A 16,374-nucleotide genomic window follows, 5' to 3' on the forward strand; every position below is an offset into this window, starting at 1 on the left:
CCGCATCACTCGATCGGGTAGCGTGGAGTTCCTTGCGGCACAAGGGAAAGCGGCTTGAAGACGGCATGTGTCGATGGATGGTCACGCAGCGCAGCCGTGGCGAGCAGGACAGCGCCCGCGGTCCACGTCGTGCGTTCACCCGGCCAGATGACCTGGTTGGCGAACTGGTAACCGGTCCAGTAGGAACCATCGTCGGCCCGCAGCCGCTCAACGTCCGCGAGTAGTTGCGCCGCACGGGAATCGCCGCGCAACGCGAGCGTGAGAGCGAGTTCGGCTGTCTCCCCGCCGGTGACCCACGGCTGATCGGACACGCACCGGACACCGAGCCCGGGAACGACAAACCGCTCCCACCGTGTCGAAAGGCGCTGCTCTGCAGTGGATCCAGTCACCACGCCGCCGAGAACCGGGTAGTACCAGTCCATCGAGTGCGGCTTGTCCTCGAACAACTCCGGCCGATCGCGAATCGCCGAACCCAACGCGCGCGCCGCGGCCAGCCAATCCGGCCGGGGACAACCAACCCGGGACGCGATCGCCGCGGCGCACAGCAGCGACTGGTGGATGCTGGAACACCCGGTGACGAGGAAGATCGGCGACGAGTCACGCCAGCGGATGGCACCCGAGGGTGCACGCAGGCTCAGCACGAAATCAACTGCCGCGCTGACGGTCGGCCACAACCCGGCGAGGAAATCCGTGTCCTGGCAAGCCAGTGCGTGATGCAGAACCCCGACCGCGACATACGCGACGAAGTTGGCGTCCTTGGCGAAGTCGGTGGCCGCCGAATGACGGTACTCGGCGTACCAGGAACCGTCGGCGTTCTGCACCCGTGCGAGCCAGCGGTAAGCCGCCGAGGCTTCGGCGTGGAATCCCGAGACGTCCAGTCCCATCGCGGCTTCCACGTGGTTCCACACATCCAGGTGCCCGCCGGGGAACCACGGAATCGCACCGGACGGCTCCTGCACCGAAGCGATCCACGCGGCCGTCACGGCGTGACCTTCCGCGCGTAGACCACGAAGCTCTTACCGAGAACCGGGTTCAGCACCCGTTCGGCCAGCCGGACCGACCGCGGTTTCCTGATGATCTCCCACAGCAGGAAACGGTGGTAGAGGCGGACCGCCGCGGTCTCGTTGTCCGGTCCGACCGCGCATTTCAGCCACCAGTAAGGCGAATGCAACGCGTGGGCGTGATGCGTGGACACCGGCTCCAGTCCGGCCGCGCGCAGCCGTCGCGTCAACTGCCGCCTGCGGTAGATGCGGACGTGGCCGCCTTCGACCTGGTGGTAGGAATCGGAAAGCGCCCAGCACACGCGTTCCGGCCACCACCGGGGCACGGTCACCGCGATCAACCCGCCGGGTTTGAGCACGCGGGCGGCCTCGGTGATCATCGTGACGTCGTCGGGGACGTGTTCGAAGATCTCCGCCGCGATCACGTGGTCGAAACTCGCGTCGGGGAAGGGCAACGCGAGCCCGCTCGCCCGGACCGCCGCTGTCGCGCCGGACGATTCCCCGACATCGGCCATGGCCGCGAACATGTCGCGGACGTCCTTGAGATCCGCGTCGTCGAGATCCAGCGCGATCACGTCGGCGCCGTGTTTCGCGGCCTCGAAGGCGTGCCGCCCGCCGCCGCAGCCCAGGTCCAGCACACGATCGCCGGCCCGGATCCGGAGACGCCCGAAGTGGACGGTCAGCAAGTGAGCAGCTCCTGGTAGCAGTCGGCGGTTTCCCCTGCTGTCCGGCCCCAGCTCAACCGGCCCGAACGCGCGATCCCCCGCTGGCCGAGCGTCGCGCGCCGCCCCGGGTCGTCGAGCAGGTCGCGCAAGGCCCGCGCCAACGCCGTGGGATCTCCCGGTGGAACAAGGACACCCGCGTCGCCGACCACCTCGGGCAAAGCGCCGCCAGTGGTGGCGACGACCGGGATCCCGCAGGACATCGCCTCGGCGGCGGGCAACGAGAACCCCTCGAACAAGGAGGGAACACACATGATCTCGGCGCTGCTGACAAGCGAAGCGTATTCCTCGGCGGGAAGATTCGACACGAAGGTGACACCGGACGCCGGCTCCGCACGGCCGATCACCACCAGTTCGCATTCGCGTTGGCGACGCAGTTGCTCGAAAGCCGTCAGCAGATACCGGAGTCCTTTGATCGGGTCGTGCGAACTGGCGACACAGACGATCCTGCCGGGAACGGGTTTGCCCGGCCGGAAATCCGGATCGGCGGCGAGGGGGACGACTCGGATCCGCTCGGCCGCCACCCCCATCCGCGAAACGATCTCGGCGCGGGAAGCCGACGAGACCGTGAGAATCCGCGGCAGCCGTCGCGCCACGCGGCTCTGCATCCGCGTGAAGGAATACCACCGCTCCGACCCGGGCTTGAGGTCGCGGTCGACGGTGACCGGGTGGTGCACGGTCGCGACGGTCGGAATTCCGAGACCGAGCAGGCCGTAGCCGAGGCTCTGGTTGTCGTGCACGACGTCGAATCGCCGGGATGCCAGATAACGCCGGACCCGAGTCGAGAAAGCCAGCGGCTCGGTGAAACGCCCTGACCGCATCCCCGCGAACTCGATCCAGTCGGGCAGCCGCCGCAGTTCGTCGAGACCGGGTGTGCGGAACGGGTTCGGCTCGGCGTAGAGGTCCAGCGCGGGCACCCGGGTGAGCCGGACACCGGCGTCGACCACCGGGTACGGAGGTCCGGCGATGACCTCGACCCGGTGGCCCAACGCCACGAGCTCACGACTCAGGTGTCTGATGTAGACGCCTTGGCCGCCGCAGTGCTCCTTGCCGCGGTACGACAGCAGCGCGACCCGGAGGCTCACGGCTCATCCGCCGAGTTCGCGCACCCTGGCCTCGATCTTGCCCGTCTCCGGGTGGTTGTCCCTGCCGTGCAGGCGTTTCGACCGTTCGACGAACGGCTTGAGCCCGGCCGGATCGTCCCAGTAGAGGAAGGCACCGACCCCGACGGCACGCGGATCGTCATCGCTCAGCCCTGCCACGAATTCGGCGAGACGGCGTTTGTTCTCGAAAAACAGCGGGGGGGGGGTTGCCTGAATTCCGAGTGTGGAAATCGTAGTTCAGCCGGGCGTTGATGGTCACCTCGTGGTCCGGTCCCAGTGCTCGCTCCGCGTCGGGGATCAGTTCGGCCGACAGCCGCGCGGATTCCGTGGAATTCGCCAGCTTCCCCGTGGCGACCGCGAGGAGATGGCGGGCGTGCAACGTTTCTTCGTGCCATGCGCCGAGGTGCGCGGCGGCATCCTCGGTCACCGAGCGCAGGTGTGTGGCCGACTGCCCGGCCGCCCCGGTTTCGAAAAGCAGATAACCGATGTTGTTGCGGATGACGAACAGTTCGGGGTCGTCCACGGCGAGGACCTGCTCGGCGCGCGGCAGCAGCGACCGGAACTCGCCGAGGGCCTCGGTGAGCTCACCGATCTTCACCATCGACGTCAGGTACCGGGCGGTGGCGACGATCGTGGGCCGGGCGTCGTACCCCGGTTCGATTTCGAGGTTGTGGCTCCAGTGTCGCCAGGTCGCGTAGTTCTCGGCTGGCACAGCGGAACCGCGGTTCTCCAGGCATTCCACTATCTCGTCGTGGCGGTCGGCGTACCACAGGTGCTCGGCCAGCGCGGCGTCCGCGTAGACCTGCTCCGGGCTGCCGGATGCCCGGTCCGCCGGTGGGGCCAGATCCAGCAACGCGTCCGCGATCGCGGAGTGCGCCCGTGCGTTGCCGCCCCTGCCGCCGTTGTACACGACCGTCTCCTGGGGTGTACCGGGTTCCAACCGGGTGGCGAAGTCGTTCTGCACCAGCAGATCTCGCACCACGCTGAGTGGACTGCCGCTCGCGGCGACCAGGACGGTGGTCGGGACCCTGGCGGTTCCGGTCGCGCCCAGCAGGTCGACCAGGTCCAGTGGACCTTCGGCGCGAATCGGCAACGGCGGCTCTTCGAACTCGAAGTCCTCATCCGCGGGAGCCTCGGGCCCGGTGGTGGGGCTCGGCCGCGGGCCGAGCCAGACTGTCGCCTGGTCCTCAGCCGCGTGGCGGGACGACACGACGACCTGGGCGGGCAGGTGACCCAACGCGGCGCGCAGCCGCCCACTGACCCCAAGACCCACGTTGTCGATCCCGTCGACGGCGATCCGGACCGGAGCACCGCACAGCCGCAGTGGCCCGGCCACGGCACGTTCGAACGCGTCGGCCGTCTGCCACTCGCCGGGGTCCGCGGTGGTTTCGAACTCGCGAGCGGCGTCGGCGAAGCCCGGCACGGTCCGGCCGAGCTGCCGGGCCAGTTCGCCCGCGATCCCTTCGAAGGTGTCCGCGCCGGACAGGAAGAGCACCGCGTCCATCAGCCTCGGCGGCAGCAGGTCGGGCGCCACCGACGGCCGGGCGAGCGCGGCCACCAGACGGGATTTGCCCGCGCCGGCCTGACCGGCCACGGTGATCGTCTCGGCGCCCATCATCAGGTGTGCGACGACTTCGCGCAGCTCGGGCTGTGCGACGTAGTCCCGCGTCAGCCTGTCGATCAGATCGGCGGCGGGATTGTCGGCGGCCAACGACGAACGCCACGCCTCTGCGGTGTTCCTGGCCAGCCACAGGCCTTCGTCCCCTGCGGTGATCTCCCGCCTGCCGTCGAACGCCAGGTGCACGGCGGTCTGCGCCGGGCACAACCCGGACAGCACGACTTTCATGTCCGGGCAACGCAACCGCTCGCCCAGTGACGGGTGTCCGGAGCGGAGCACCTGCACGAGCTGCTTGCTGAAGCAGCCGTTGGCGGCGGTGCGTTCGTCGGACGCGGTGAGCACCTCGAACCGCCTGCCCGCCTGGCCGACGATCTGGATCCACCTGTTGCCCGCCTGCTGCGCGGCGATCCCCGCGTGGCAGGTGTCCAGCAGCAAGACCAGGCCGTCCAGCAGCGAGTACTGGCCGAGCAGTTCGCGGATCCGTTGGGCCAGCAGGAAAGCCGTCCGGCTGGTCGGCGGGAGTGTGGTGTCGCTGACCAGGAAGTAGAAGTCGTCGTGGGTGTATTCGCCGTGCCCGACCAACGCGATGAACAGCGTGGCCTCGTCGTCCGACGCGCGCTCGAACGCCTCGGTCACGGCGTCGTCCAGTTCGGTGACGGTCGGGTCGACGAGGATCGGAGTGTCCTCGATGGCGGGTACGCAACCGCCGATCGAGGGATCCAGGAGGGTGTCGGCCATCTCGTGGGCGGCGGCGGGCAGGAACGACAACGGGTTCAGCCCATGGCACTGGGACGCGATCACCAACGCACGCCGTTTCCCCACACCGGTCACGATAGCCTCCCCGGTATGGCGGAGGTCGTGCTCGTCCACGGGATCGCGCAGGAGCAGAAGTCGGCGGACGGGCTGGAGGCCGACTGGCTGCCCAGCCTGGCCGGTGGTGTCCGGGTCGCCGGGTACCCCGAGCTGGCCGACCGGCTGTGGCGGACAAGGGACGTCGACGTGCGGATGGCGTTCTACGGTGACCTCTTCCTGCCCAAGGACCAGCAGGGCGGTGCCGACGAGCTCGACGAGGCCGAGTGGGAGTTCGCCGAGCGGCTCGGGGTGGAGTGGCTGCGCCGGGTCGCCGAGGACGCCAGCCGTGAGTCCGATCGTGCGACGGCCGCGCGTGAGCTCGACCAGCAGACGGGGGAGACCCAGGGCGCCCGTGCCGTCCTTCGCCCGGTGATCAATGGCCTGACCAGGGTGAAGCCGTTCGCGCGGTTCGGGGTCGCCTTGGCCGAGCGGGTCGTGGTGAAGGCGTTGCGGCAGGTCACCCGGTACCTGACCGATGAGGACACACGCGCTGAGGTCCAGCGGCGAGTCGCGGCGCTGCTCGACGAGGACACCAAGGTCGTCGTGTCGCATTCGCTCGGCTCGGTCGTCGCCTACGAGGCCGCGCACCAGCTCGACCGCCCGCTGCCGTTGCTGGTCACGTGCGGTTCGCCGTTGGGGTTGCGCAGCGTCGTGCACGACCGGCTGCGCCCTCAGCCCCCGGCGGTCCCGCCCCAGGTCAGGCGCTGGATCAACGTGGTCGACCAGGACGACCTCGTGGCCGCCCGGCCCGAGCTGACCTCGATGTTCCCCGGCGCTCAAGGGGTGCTGGAGAGCGTCTACACCGTCGACAACGGCGCGAAGCCGCACGAAGCGATGTTCTACCTGGCCAAGCGGCAGATTGGACTGCCCGTAGCGGAAACCTTGACTGGACATCACAACCAGTGACGAGGTGTACTCGAGACCGCGGTACGGCGGTCTGGGGGTACGCCGTGCCGCGACCTCGTTGACCACGCGTGCGTCGTAGGGTGGGCGCGGTCATGTAAACGTTTCCAAAGTGCTGGTGTGACGCATCCCGGCGTTATGCGGATTTCCGCGGCAACGACGAGTATGGAGCAGTGGAAGAACCGGATCCGCGTCGGTGGCGCGCACTCTCCGTGACCCTCGGCGTCGGGTTCATGACGCTGCTGGACGTCAGCATCGTTAACGTGGCACTGCCGTCCATGCAGGTCGGGCTGCAGGCAGGCGCCGGAGCCGTGCAGTGGGTCGTCTCCGGCTACGCGCTGACCTTCGGGCTCACCCTGGTCGCGGGCGGCCGGCTGGGCGACGCGCTCGGCCGCAAGCGTATCTTCATGCTCGCGCTGGCCGGGTTCGTGCTGACCAGCGCGCTGGCCGGGGCGGCACCGTCGATCGAGCTGCTGGTCCTGGCCAGGCTGCTGCAGGGCGCGACGGCCGGGATGCTCACCCCGCAGAGCTCCGGGCTGATCCAGAACCTGTTCCACGGCGCGGAACGCGGCAAGGCGTTCGGGTTCATGGGCGCGACGATCGGTGTGTCCACCGCCGTCGGCCCGGTGCTCGGCGGGCTCATCATCGCCGCGTTCGGCGCGGAATCCGGGTGGCGGTGGGTGTTCTACGTCAACGTGCCGATCGGGATCGTCGCGCTGGTGCTCGCCGCGCGCGTGCTGCCCACAGAGGACCGTCGCCGGATCGCCGTCCGGTCCGAGATCGACTTCGCCGGTGCCGGGCTGCTCGGCGCGGCGGTGGTGGCGTTGCTCTTCCCGATCGTCCAGGTGGAGAGCGGGGAACTGGGGCAGTGGTGGTGGTTGTTCCCGATCGCCGCCGTGCTGGGGTTGCTGTTCGTCCGCTGGGAGCGGCGCACGGTCGGGCGCGGCCGGTCCCCCTTGTTGGACCTGAGGTTGTTCACCACGACGAGGGGTTACGCGTCCGGTGTGGCGATCGGGGCGGTGTACTTCTCCGGCTTCTCCGGCATCTTCGTCGTGCTGGCGATGTTCTTCCAGACCGGGTTGCACTACACCGCACTGCAGTCCGGTTTGGTCGTGACGTCGTTCGCGCTCGGCTCCTCGGTTTCCTCCGCGGTGGCTGGACGGCTGGTGGCCAAGTGGGGCCGTCGGATCACGGTCGCCGCGTTGAGCACGGTCACCATCGGACTCGTCGGCAGCGCGGTCGTCGTCCTGGTCGCACCGTCCGACCAGGTCGGGTTCTGGGTCGCGATCCCGTTGCTGGTCGCGGGAGTCGGCGGCGGTTCGGTCATCTCCCCGAACATCACCATGACACTGGAGAACGTACCCACGAACATGGCGGGTGCCGCGGGTGGCGCTTTGCAGACCGGCCAGCGCATCGGCACAGCCGTCGGCACGGCGTTGATGGTGGCGGCGTATCACGCCGGTACGAATGCGACCGACGGTCGTCCGAACGTGGGCGCGGCCGTGGCGTTCGGGGCGGCGACGCTGGCCACCGTCGTCGCGCTGTGCCTTGCGCTCAGGGAACTGCGGTCTCGCAAAACCTGCAACATCGATGAAAATTTGTCCCAACGGTCTGTGATATCCAGTCAGTGACTATTACGCTTCCGACTCGGTTCCACCCTGCAGGCGGCAATTGATCACGCACCGCCGGTGCTCCCGGCGGTATTCGCGCTGCCAGAGAATCGAAGGAGCAAGATCGGATGCGCCACTTACCGGTTCGTTCACTGATCATTTCGGCTGCCACCGCACTCGGTGTTCTCACCGCGGGCGTCGCCCAAGCCGAGGTTTCCGGCCCGGAGTCGGACCCCGTCGCCACCACGGCGGCGCCGGGCACCGTCGAGGTCCAGGTCACCAAGCTCACCCACGCCCAAGCCACGGCACGCCTGCGCGCCGCGGGCATCACGTGGTCGTCCAGCGGCAACTGCAGCGACCGCAACAAGCCGACCTGCACGTCGTTCGAGCAGGTCAACCTGGCCACGATCCAGGGCGCGGAAACCCTCAAGCGGGCAAGCGGCTGCGCGTTGAACGTCACCGGCGGTACCGAGACCGGTCATGCCAGCGGCACCTACAGCCACTGGAACGGCTACAAGCTCGACTTCGGCCTCGCCACGTGCGTCAACAACTACGTGCGCAACAACTTCACGTCCATCGGCGGCAACCAGTGGCGCTCGGGCTCCGGCAACATCTACTACCTGGAGTCCAACCACTGGGACGTGACCTACTACAACTGCGGCGGCTGCTGAGGTCGTTCCCGCCGGTCAGCGACGCCCGCGCAACTTCCACCCGGTACCGGAACGGGTGCCGACACCGGCCAGGTGCAAGGCGACGCAGAGTAAACCGGCTGTCACGATGGTCATTCCGTTGATCGTGTCACCGATGGACGCGTCGGCGAGGTCGAGGATCAGAGCGAGTGCGAACAGGACGGCGCCGATCACTGCCAACATGGTGCCTCCAACATCGTCGGGCCCATCGAATACCCGCCGTGCGGTGGTTTCATTCATGCGACTGGCCGTCAGCGAAAACCAGACCCGTACGGAATGATTGATTCAGTGCGCGCCCTGTTGATCTGCTATTCGGTGTCCCGCGTGGGGGTCGACGCTCCAGGCGCGGGGCTGGCCCGGATGATCTCGTCGCTGGGTCGCTGGTGGCATCCGGCCGAGAACGTGTGGCTGGTGTCGACCGGTTACCGCATCGACGAGGTCCGCGACATCCTGTCCTCCCAGCTCGATCTCGGCGATCAGCTGCTGGTGCTGGACATCACCGGTCAGCCGTGGGCGTGTTCCGGCATCTACCCGGAAGCCGAGGCGTGGATGCTGGATCACGTCCGCGGGCCGACCGTGTGACGCTGCCGGGCCCACGCGTAGGTCAGCGGGAGGGCGACCGTGACACCCGCCGCCCCGCAGAAGGCGACCGCGCGCGACGCCCCGCTCAGGTCGGCCAGTGCGCCCGCGAGCAATGCGCCGATGCCTTGCGCGGTAAGAGCTGCCGTCGCGAGCAGGCCGATGCCTTGCGCCCGTCCGCTGTCGGGCAGCAACCGTGTCGCGGTTGCGGCACATTGGATCGTGTACGCCGTGCTGAACGCCCCGGTCAGTCCGAAGAGGATCATGGACGTGCCGAGTTCGGGCCGGAAAAGGCAGAACACCAACGGGATACCGGCGAGAACGCCCATCAGCGCGAGCGTCCGCAGCCGATTGGCCTCGGAGACGTACCGGGTGAACACGTAGGCGCCGACGATGCTGCCAACGGGGTGACTGGCCATGATCAGGCCGACGGCGAGCGCGCCCAGTCCGAGCTCGGCGGCGTAGGGCGCGGCCAGGCTTTCCGGTGCGATGTAGAACAGCGACAGCCACGACACCGACGCGATCAGCCGCAGCCGCGGATCCCGCCACACCAACCCGAAAGCCGTCAGTCGCACGGGGTCCGCCGCCGACCTGGCAGCGGGCCGCCACCGCACACCCAGCTGGATGATCAAGGCGGACAAGGCGAACGTGGCCGCGTCCAGCCCCAACGCCAGGTACGGATCGAGCAGGCTGACCAGCAAACCGCCGCCCGCGAACCCGGCGACCTGAGACGACTGCACGGTGACATTGCGGACGGCCAGTCCGACGACATAACGCTGTTCGTCGAGAATGTCCGGCAACAGAGCCAGTTGCGCGGCCTTGAACGGCCCGTTGGCCATCACCACGGCTGTCAGCAGGAGACACAGCAGCCACAGCGGAACGCCCGGGACCGCCATCGCCGCCACGAGCACCGCGCGCAGGACGTCCGAGACAACGAGGACGGTCCGGCGGGGGAACCGGTCACCCAGACCGGCCAGCAGGATCCCGCCGATCATGGTCGGCAGGTAGGTCAACGCGAACGTCAGCCCGGTGAGCGCCGCCGAGTTGGTCCGCTGGTACACGAGGACCGACAGCGCGACGCGGGCCAATTGGTCCCCCGCCTGGGACAGCAGTTCCGCGAACCAGAGCGCCCGGAATTCGCCCACAGCCAGCACCGACCGGAAGGTCACCGCCCCAGCTGCCATCAACCGAGCGTATTCGTCTCACCACACCGTGTGAATCCTGTATTCGAGGGATACTCGCGGCCCTCTTTTCCGTCAAAGGCATGTCGATCCGGCAGGGGGCCGGTCGACGAATAGGTAGACGAGAGAGACCACGGGTTAGCTGAGAGGTCCATCACACCTCCCGGCGGGGAAGGGGAACCATGAGCGACACCATCAGCCACCGAGACCGTGCCGTGCTGCGTGCCGTGGCCGCGGGACGCTGCGAGATCGCCGGTCAGTGCCTGCGCATCGACGGCCTGAGCTGCTGCGACCAGTTCGCCGCGATGCGCCTGACCCAGGCGGGCCTGATCACCGGCGTGGACAGCCAACCAGCGAGACTGACGCCATCAGGTCAAGCCCTGCTGGAGGCGGCGTGACCTAGCGCCCCACCAGCCGGTCGCGGAATTCGGTGGGGGATGTCGCCGCCGGGGAACAGGTGGTCGCCGGTCAGCCGTTCGGAGGTCTGCGCCACGTGAAGTCCGGGTCGCTCTTGCCGACCGCCCATGCATCTGCTGCGCTGTGGTCTGCATGATCTCGTCGACCGGCCTGCCGAAACCGGTGCCCGCCTGCTTGCCCCAACGGGCATCAGTGGGGACAGGGCGGGATTAGGTCAAACGGCGTCCAGGGCCGCGGCGACGGCATCGCGGACGGTGCTCTCGGACGGCACGTCACCGGTCAGCTCGGTCAACGCCGTCATCGGTACGTCGGGCATGCCGCACGCCACGAACGACTGGTACACCGACAGATCCGGGTCGATGTTCAGCGAGAACCCGTGACTGGTCACGCCTCGGCGGATGCGCATCCCGATCGAGGCGATCTTGCGGTGATCCGGTGTCCACACGCCGACGAGGCTCTGCCCGCCCGGCGGGGTGTCGCGGCGGATCAGCGTGAACCCCAGCGAGTCCAGCGCGGTGATCAGGCCGTTCTCCAGCCACCGGACGATGTCGCCTGGCCCGCGCCGGTGCAGGTCGATGACCAGGTAACCGACGAGTTGGCCGGGGCCGTGGTAGGTGGCCTGCCCGCCGCGGTCGACCGGGATCACCGGGATGTCACCGTGGCCGGGCAGTTCGGCGGGCGGGGTGCGGGCGCCGTAGGTGATCGTCGGCGGATGGGTGAGCAGCACCAGGCGGTCCTCGATCAGCCCGTTCTGCCGTTGCTCGACCCAGCCGCGCATGTCTTCGATCGTTTCGAGGTACGGCACTTCCCCCAGATCGATCCGTTTCACACCACCCAGGTTAGCCCTACCAGGGAACCTCGCCGTCGTCGTTGAAGAAGCGGCCGGTCGGGCCGTCGTCGTCGAGCGTCGCCAGCCGCACCTGGCGGCAACGCGGCGTACTGCCCGGTCATCTCGGTCAACGAACCGACACCGCTGGAGACGTTGACGATCCGCGACAACGGCTTGGCGTGACGCTGTTCGAACGCACCAGCCGCAGGGTCGAGCTCACCGACGCCGGTTCAGTGCTGCTGAACGAAGCCCGAAGGCGCTGACAGACGCAGGCCCTGCGTGACGGGCGTGCCGACGTGGCGATCCTGCACCTGCCCTACGACGACACGTCCGGCTTCGACACCGAGCGGCTACGCGTGGAAAGCGCGGTCGCGATCATGCCCGTCCGCCAGGCTCGCCGGCCGGGAGCGGCTGTGGATGGCCGATCTGGACGGCGAACCGATGCCGCGCTGGCGCGGAACGCCGGGCGACGGGCCGCTGGTGCGTGACGCGGCGCAGCTCATGCAGTTGGTCGCGGTGGGCCAGGTGATCGCTGTGCTGCCCGATTCCGCGCGGATCGGGCTGCGCGAAGACCTCGTCGCTCTGCCCGTTGTGGACGGTCCGATCTCGACGATCCTGGTCGGATGGCCCGAGCGGTCGTCCGCACGGGCCGTGGCGGCGTTCGCACGCGCGGCTATCGCTGTTGCTGAGCGAGGATCCCACCCGGCCGTCGAACAGGCATCAGCAGCACCGGCTCGGTGGTGAGGAACTCGTCGACCAGCCGGGTCACCAAGTCCGGCCGCTCGAAGAGCATCAGGTGCGTCGCGGCGGGCACGATACCCAGCTGGGCGTCCGGGACCGCCTCGTACATGTCGACGATGTGCCGCAGGTGGATCATGTCGTCGTCGCCGACGAGGATCAACGTCGGACTGGCGAGCGCACCTGGATCCACCGCGGCGTCCAGCTCCATCTCGGCGAATTTTCGCACCACCACAGGGAAGTGGTCACCGCCGTCGGGGGAGACCTCCGCGTACCGGTCGACCAGCTGCTGCGGCATCTGCCCGTCCGGCTCGGGCAGGAACAGCCAGCCCTCCGGAGCGTACGCCGTGCTCACCAACACGAGCTTGCGCACGAGATCCGGCCGTCGTGACGCCACCGCGAGAGCGACGAAGCCACCGGAGCTGTACCCGGCGAGGTACGCGGGGCCGCCGACCACCTCCTCGATGAACGCGACCACGTCGTCGACGAGCATGTCGATGCTGACCGGGCCGTCGACGTCGGGCGTGTGACCGTGCCCGCGCCTGTCGAGCAGGTAGACCTTGAACTTCTCGGCGAGCTTGCGCAGGTTTCCGTCGAAGTCCCGCGAGTCGGAGAAGCCGCCGTGCAGCAGCACGAGCGGTTCGCCTTCGCCTTCGGTGTCGTACCACGAGCGAACGTTGTTGATCGTCACGTATTCGGCCACGAGTTTTCCCTCCTGTGATCGTCGTACACGACTAGGACGAAGTAGCCTCCGAGAACTCATCGGTCGGCAGTCCGAACAGCGGGAACAGGTGCCCGGCCTGCAGATACGTCGTCGTGTGCGTGACCAGTCCACCCGAGACCTCGAAGACCTGCAGCGCGAACGGCTTGCCCTCCAGGTACTGGCCGTACACGGGCGCGCCGTTGGCGTAACCGGCGGGCACGAACGTCGAGATCTTGCAAACCGCTTCGGAACCCGCGCCACGGAGAGCCGCCATGAGCTCCTCGCGACCACGCATCCACCAGGTGAACGGCGGCATGGACGACGTGACGTCCTCGTGCAGCAACGTCACCAGGGTGTCCAGGTCGTAGCTCGTGAACGCCCGCATGTAGCGTTCGACCGTGCTCTGCTGGTCGTCGTCCAGCGGTTTCGGGTTCGGCCGCGTGGCCAGGGTCGCGCGGGCTCGTTGCAGTGCGCTGTTCACCGAGGCGACGCTGGTGTCCAGCAACTCGGCGACCTCGTCGGCCTTCCACGCCAGGACTTCCCGCAGGATCAGCACCGCGCGTTGCTTGGGCGGCAGGTGTTGCAGCGCGGCGATGAACGCCATCCGGATGGTTTCCCGCTCCGCGACCACGTTCGCCGGGTCGAGGACGCGCGCGTCCGGGATCGGCTGCGTCCAGGTGTTGTCCGGCAACGGTTCGGTGAACGGCGTGCCCGCGTTCGACGGTTCGGCGATGTCCATCGCGACGACCCGGCGCTGTGCGCTGCGGAGCATGTCGATGCAGACGTTGGTGGCGATCGCGTACAGCCACGACTTCAACGACCCCTGGCGCTGGTCCTGCTTGCGCCACGCGCGAAGGAACGTCTCCTGCACGGCATCCTCGGCTTCCAGGCCCGCGCCGAGCATCCGGTAGCAGTAGCCCGTCAGTCCGGCCCGGTACTGCTCGAGGTCGCTCATCGTTCGATCGTGCCATGGTCGACGAACATCACGCCCGCGAGCGCGCGGAACAGCTCCGCCGGGTCCTGCTCGCCGATGGTCTTGTCCAGGTTTCCCGCCAGTGCCAGCGTGGCGAAGCCGTGCGCAGCCGACCACGCGGCGAGTTGGGTGAGCCGGGCGCTTTGGTCTCCGGTCAGCAACTGGACCGTGCCACGCAACAGCTTGCCGGTGTGTTCGCGGGCGGTGACCAGTTCGGGCGCGTGCCGGTGGTAGAGGTCCGGGCGGTACATGACCGCGAAGTGCCCGGGGTGTTCCATCGCGAACCGCACGTACCGCACGCCGAGGTCGATCAGCCTGGTGCGGTCCTCGGCGATCGCCTCTGCTAGCGATTCGGCGAGCAACTCGTTACCCTCGACCGCGATCGCCGTCAGCAGCCCGGCTTTGTCCTTGAAATGGTGGGCGGGGGCGGCGTGGGACACGCCCGCTCGACGGGCGAGGTCCCGCAGGCTGATCGCGCTCGGCCCGTCGGCCGCGATCACGTCGAGCGCGGCGTCGAGGACTGCCCGGCGCAGGTCGCCGTGGTGGTAGGCCATGCCAGCACCCTACCGGCAATCTTGTCGTTGACAAGATGCTGCCGCCCAGTCGGGCCTCCTTCCTTCCAAGAGCACCCTGGGCCTCGGCCGCTAGGGTTCGCGGCATGACGATCAATCGGGTGGTCCCCGATGTCCGGTGCGCGGACATCGGGGCAGCCAAGCAGTTCTACGGCCGGCTCGGGTTCGAGGAAGTGATGAACCACGGGTGGGTCGTCGCGATGGCGTCCCCCACGACGCCCGGCGCGCAGGTCATGCTGATCGAGGCGGACCCGTCCGGCATGCACCCGGTCATGTCGATCGAAGTGGACGACGTGGAAGCCGCGCACGCCGCGATGCTGGCGGACGGCGCGGACATCGTCTACGCCATCCGGGACGAGCCGTGGGGCGTTCGCCGGTTCTTCGTGCGGGATCCCGACGGTCAGATCCTCAACGTGGTGGCGCACCGGTAAGCGCGTCGACGAAGCCGCGCACCCGTGCGTTCTCGTTGCCTGTGCGCCACACCGGTCCCCATTCCAGCACCGGCGCGTCGAGAATCGGCACATAGGCGATGTCCGGGCGGTCGTGGAACCGGGCGGTGTGCGCACCGACCGCGAAGATCCCCTTGCCCGCGCTGACCAGCGTCAGGATCTCCTGGAAGGTCTCGGCGCCCGGCCCCGGTTTCGTGCCTTCGAAGGCAAGTCCGCACGGCGCCTGCAGGAACGTCTGCCCGGCCAGGTCGGCGAGCCGCACCCCCGATCGGCGGGCCAGGTGGTGGTCCGCGGGTGCGGCGAGCAGCCAGTGCTCGGTCAGCAGTACCGGACCGGTCGACAGATCCCGGCCGGTGAGCGGGAAACAGCCGACCATGATGTCGATTTCGCCGTCACGCAGCCGTTTCGGCGCGTCGCCGAGATGCATCTCTTTCAGGCGCAACGAACATCCTGGGAACGTCTCGCGGAAGTGCTTCTCCGCGGCGACGACCACCCCGGCCGCCGCCGCGCCGACGAAGCCGACCGTCAACTCGCCGTCGTGGCCGCGTCCCGCCTCGATCGCCTTCGCCAGACCGGCCCGCAGCTGCTCGTACGCCGGGCGCACGTCGTCGACCAGTTGCCTGCCGATGGGCGTGAGGGAGACGTGCCTGCTGGTGCGTTCGAACAGCGGGACGCCGACACGGCGTTCGAGGTGCCGGATCGTCTGGCTGACGCGCCCGGTGGTCACGTGCAGCCGGTGAGCGGTCCGGCCGAAGTGCAGTTCCTCTGCCAGGGTCAGCAGCGCCTCGACCTCGTGGCGTTCCATCCGTGCCCCCATCGTTGAGCCTGGCTACACGAACGTTGTCCGATCGCTCGTTGTTCCACACCGTCCGCGCGGCGAGGGTGGGGGCATGGATTGGATCGAGATCGTCGACGTGCTCTACCGGTTCGGCCGTGGCCAGGACATGCGTGACCGCGAGTTGTTCGCGTCCGCCTTCGCCGGGGACGCCACAGTGGACTTCCAGCCCGCCGCGGCGAAGTGGGGCGGGGTGAGCCCGCCGATGACCGGGCGCGACAAGATCGTGGACACCATCCTCACGGTGCTGTCGGATGTGGACACCACACACGTCGTGACCAACCCGCGCGTGGAGATCGAGGGGGACACCGCGTGGCTGACCGCGATCGTGGAGGCACAGCACCTGCGTACAGGTGACCACAGCACGTTCGCGTTGCTGAAGAACTTCTACGACGTGGAGTTGGTGAAAGAAGAGTCCCGCTGGGTGGCACGCCGGATCACCATCGACAACGCCTGGTACCAGGGGACCCCCACCGCGTTCTTCGGGTGATTTTCAGCCGTTCGTGGGATCACATCCGCCCGGCTGGTCGTATCCCCGTGCGGCCGACTGGTGCCAATGTCAGTCTTGGCGTCAGTCGGCTCGAGACGGGAGTGGCTCGT

The 16,374-nt window shown here is 68.3% G+C and carries 21 protein-coding genes; 9 read left to right on the top strand and 12 right to left on the bottom strand.

Annotation, left to right across the window (positions count from 1 at the left end):
- Window positions 1–5 precede the first annotated feature (5 nt).
- Genes ALI144C_RS51510 through ALI144C_RS51525 form a run of 5 tightly spaced genes read right to left on the bottom strand, consistent with a single transcriptional unit; the run spans window position 6 to window position 5,266 of the window.
- Window positions 6–983: a hypothetical protein gene (locus ALI144C_RS51510; protein WP_076994568.1), complete on the bottom strand. Its 978-nt coding sequence runs from the start codon at window positions 981–983 to the stop codon at window positions 6–8.
- A complete protein-coding gene (locus ALI144C_RS51515; protein ID WP_076994569.1) occupies window positions 980–1,687 on the bottom strand; it encodes a class I SAM-dependent methyltransferase in 708 nt (235 codons plus the stop codon). The genes ALI144C_RS51510 and ALI144C_RS51515 overlap by 4 nt, the downstream gene beginning before the upstream one ends.
- Window positions 1,681–2,808, bottom strand: a complete 1,128-nt coding sequence (locus tag ALI144C_RS51520) for a glycosyltransferase family 4 protein (RefSeq protein WP_076994570.1) — start codon at window positions 2,806–2,808, stop codon at window positions 1,681–1,683. The genes ALI144C_RS51515 and ALI144C_RS51520 overlap by 7 nt, the downstream gene beginning before the upstream one ends.
- Before the next feature lie 3 nt (window positions 2,809–2,811).
- A complete protein-coding gene (locus ALI144C_RS56165; RefSeq protein ID WP_168211555.1) occupies window positions 2,812–2,985 on the bottom strand; it encodes a hypothetical protein in 174 nt (57 codons plus the stop codon).
- Window positions 2,966–5,266 carry a caspase family protein gene (locus tag ALI144C_RS51525; protein ID WP_193441297.1) on the bottom strand — a complete coding sequence of 767 codons (2,301 nt, stop codon included), beginning with the start codon at window positions 5,264–5,266 and terminating at the stop codon, window positions 2,966–2,968. Before ALI144C_RS51525 ends, ALI144C_RS56165 begins: the two co-directional genes overlap by 20 nt.
- Window positions 5,267–5,290: 24 nt before the next feature.
- On the opposite strand from ALI144C_RS51525, the gene ALI144C_RS51530 reads away from it, so the two are divergent.
- From ALI144C_RS51530 to ALI144C_RS51540, 3 genes are all read left to right on the top strand, one after another.
- Window positions 5,291–6,202 (top strand): hypothetical protein, encoded by a 912-nt coding sequence (locus tag ALI144C_RS51530; protein WP_076994572.1) that lies wholly within the window; start codon window positions 5,291–5,293, stop codon window positions 6,200–6,202.
- 230 nt (window positions 6,203–6,432) lie between these two features.
- Window positions 6,433–7,830 (top strand): MFS transporter, encoded by a 1,398-nt coding sequence (locus ALI144C_RS51535; protein WP_083754170.1) that lies wholly within the window; start codon window positions 6,433–6,435, stop codon window positions 7,828–7,830.
- A 107-nt stretch (window positions 7,831–7,937) separates the two neighbouring features.
- Window positions 7,938–8,480, top strand: a complete 543-nt coding sequence (locus tag ALI144C_RS51540) for a hypothetical protein (RefSeq protein WP_076994574.1) — start codon at window positions 7,938–7,940, stop codon at window positions 8,478–8,480.
- Window positions 8,481–8,495: 15 nt separating this feature from the next.
- Here the strand turns inward: ALI144C_RS51540 and ALI144C_RS51545 are convergent, their stop codons facing one another.
- Complete coding sequence (locus tag ALI144C_RS51545) at window positions 8,496–8,681, bottom strand: hypothetical protein (protein ID WP_076994575.1); 186 nt, start codon at window positions 8,679–8,681, stop codon at window positions 8,496–8,498.
- Window positions 8,682–8,786: 105 nt separating this feature from the next.
- Here ALI144C_RS51545 and ALI144C_RS51550 point away from each other — a divergent pair, with 105 nt between their 5' ends.
- On the top strand, window positions 8,787–9,080 hold the full coding sequence (locus ALI144C_RS51550) for a hypothetical protein (protein WP_076994576.1): 294 nt from the start codon (window positions 8,787–8,789) through the stop codon (window positions 9,078–9,080).
- Here the strand turns inward: ALI144C_RS51550 and ALI144C_RS51555 are convergent.
- Window positions 9,056–10,261: an MFS transporter gene (locus ALI144C_RS51555; protein WP_076994577.1), complete on the bottom strand. Its 1,206-nt coding sequence runs from the start codon at window positions 10,259–10,261 to the stop codon at window positions 9,056–9,058. The two genes, ALI144C_RS51550 and ALI144C_RS51555, sit on opposite strands and share 25 nt — an antisense overlap.
- Window positions 10,262–10,440: 179 nt before the next feature.
- Here ALI144C_RS51555 and ALI144C_RS51560 point away from each other — a divergent pair, with 179 nt between their 5' ends.
- Complete coding sequence (locus ALI144C_RS51560; protein ID WP_076994578.1) at window positions 10,441–10,656, top strand: hypothetical protein; 216 nt, start codon at window positions 10,441–10,443, stop codon at window positions 10,654–10,656.
- Window positions 10,657–10,889: 233 nt separating this feature from the next.
- On the opposite strand, the gene lipB is transcribed toward ALI144C_RS51560, so the two are convergent.
- On the bottom strand, window positions 10,890–11,504 hold the full coding sequence (gene lipB, locus ALI144C_RS51565) for a lipoyl(octanoyl) transferase LipB (protein ID WP_237774709.1): 615 nt from the start codon (window positions 11,502–11,504) through the stop codon (window positions 10,890–10,892).
- 41 nt (window positions 11,505–11,545) lie between these two features.
- Here lipB and ALI144C_RS56170 point away from each other — a divergent pair, with 41 nt between their 5' ends.
- Window positions 11,546–11,767 (top strand): LysR family transcriptional regulator, encoded by a 222-nt coding sequence (locus ALI144C_RS56170; RefSeq protein WP_168211522.1) that lies wholly within the window; start codon window positions 11,546–11,548, stop codon window positions 11,765–11,767.
- A 154-nt stretch (window positions 11,768–11,921) separates the two neighbouring features.
- Window positions 11,922–12,248 carry a hypothetical protein gene (locus ALI144C_RS51570; RefSeq protein WP_076994579.1) on the top strand — a complete coding sequence of 109 codons (327 nt, stop codon included), beginning with the start codon at window positions 11,922–11,924 and terminating at the stop codon, window positions 12,246–12,248.
- Here the strand turns inward: ALI144C_RS51570 and ALI144C_RS51575 are convergent.
- From ALI144C_RS51575 to ALI144C_RS51585, 3 genes are read right to left on the bottom strand one after another with little or no spacing between them, the layout of a single operon-like run.
- Window positions 12,178–12,945, bottom strand: coding sequence for an alpha/beta fold hydrolase (locus tag ALI144C_RS51575; RefSeq protein ID WP_237774710.1), 768 nt, complete (start codon window positions 12,943–12,945; stop codon window positions 12,178–12,180). The genes ALI144C_RS51570 and ALI144C_RS51575 overlap by 71 nt on opposite strands.
- A gap of 31 nt (window positions 12,946–12,976) precedes the next feature.
- Window positions 12,977–13,900 (bottom strand): sigma-70 family RNA polymerase sigma factor, encoded by a 924-nt coding sequence (locus ALI144C_RS51580; RefSeq protein WP_076994581.1) that lies wholly within the window; start codon window positions 13,898–13,900, stop codon window positions 12,977–12,979.
- Window positions 13,897–14,472: a TetR/AcrR family transcriptional regulator gene (locus tag ALI144C_RS51585; protein ID WP_076994582.1), complete on the bottom strand. Its 576-nt coding sequence runs from the start codon at window positions 14,470–14,472 to the stop codon at window positions 13,897–13,899. The genes ALI144C_RS51580 and ALI144C_RS51585 overlap by 4 nt, the downstream gene beginning before the upstream one ends.
- Window positions 14,473–14,576: 104 nt before the next feature.
- Between ALI144C_RS51585 and ALI144C_RS51590 the strand changes: the two genes are divergently transcribed.
- Window positions 14,577–14,921: a VOC family protein gene (locus tag ALI144C_RS51590; protein ID WP_076994583.1), complete on the top strand. Its 345-nt coding sequence runs from the start codon at window positions 14,577–14,579 to the stop codon at window positions 14,919–14,921.
- Here the strand turns inward: ALI144C_RS51590 and ALI144C_RS51595 are convergent.
- Complete coding sequence (locus ALI144C_RS51595; RefSeq protein WP_076994584.1) at window positions 14,899–15,744, bottom strand: LysR family transcriptional regulator; 846 nt, start codon at window positions 15,742–15,744, stop codon at window positions 14,899–14,901. The two genes, ALI144C_RS51590 and ALI144C_RS51595, sit on opposite strands and share 23 nt — an antisense overlap.
- 85 nt (window positions 15,745–15,829) lie before the next feature.
- On the opposite strand from ALI144C_RS51595, the gene ALI144C_RS51600 reads away from it, so the two are divergent.
- Window positions 15,830–16,264, top strand: coding sequence for a nuclear transport factor 2 family protein (locus tag ALI144C_RS51600; RefSeq protein ID WP_076994585.1), 435 nt, complete (start codon window positions 15,830–15,832; stop codon window positions 16,262–16,264).
- Window positions 16,265–16,374 lie beyond the last annotated feature (110 nt).

Origin of the sequence: Actinosynnema sp. ALI-1.44, from assembly GCF_001984155.1 — a bacterium.
In the GTDB taxonomy this organism is placed as follows: Bacteria; Actinomycetota; Actinomycetes; order Mycobacteriales; family Pseudonocardiaceae; genus Kibdelosporangium.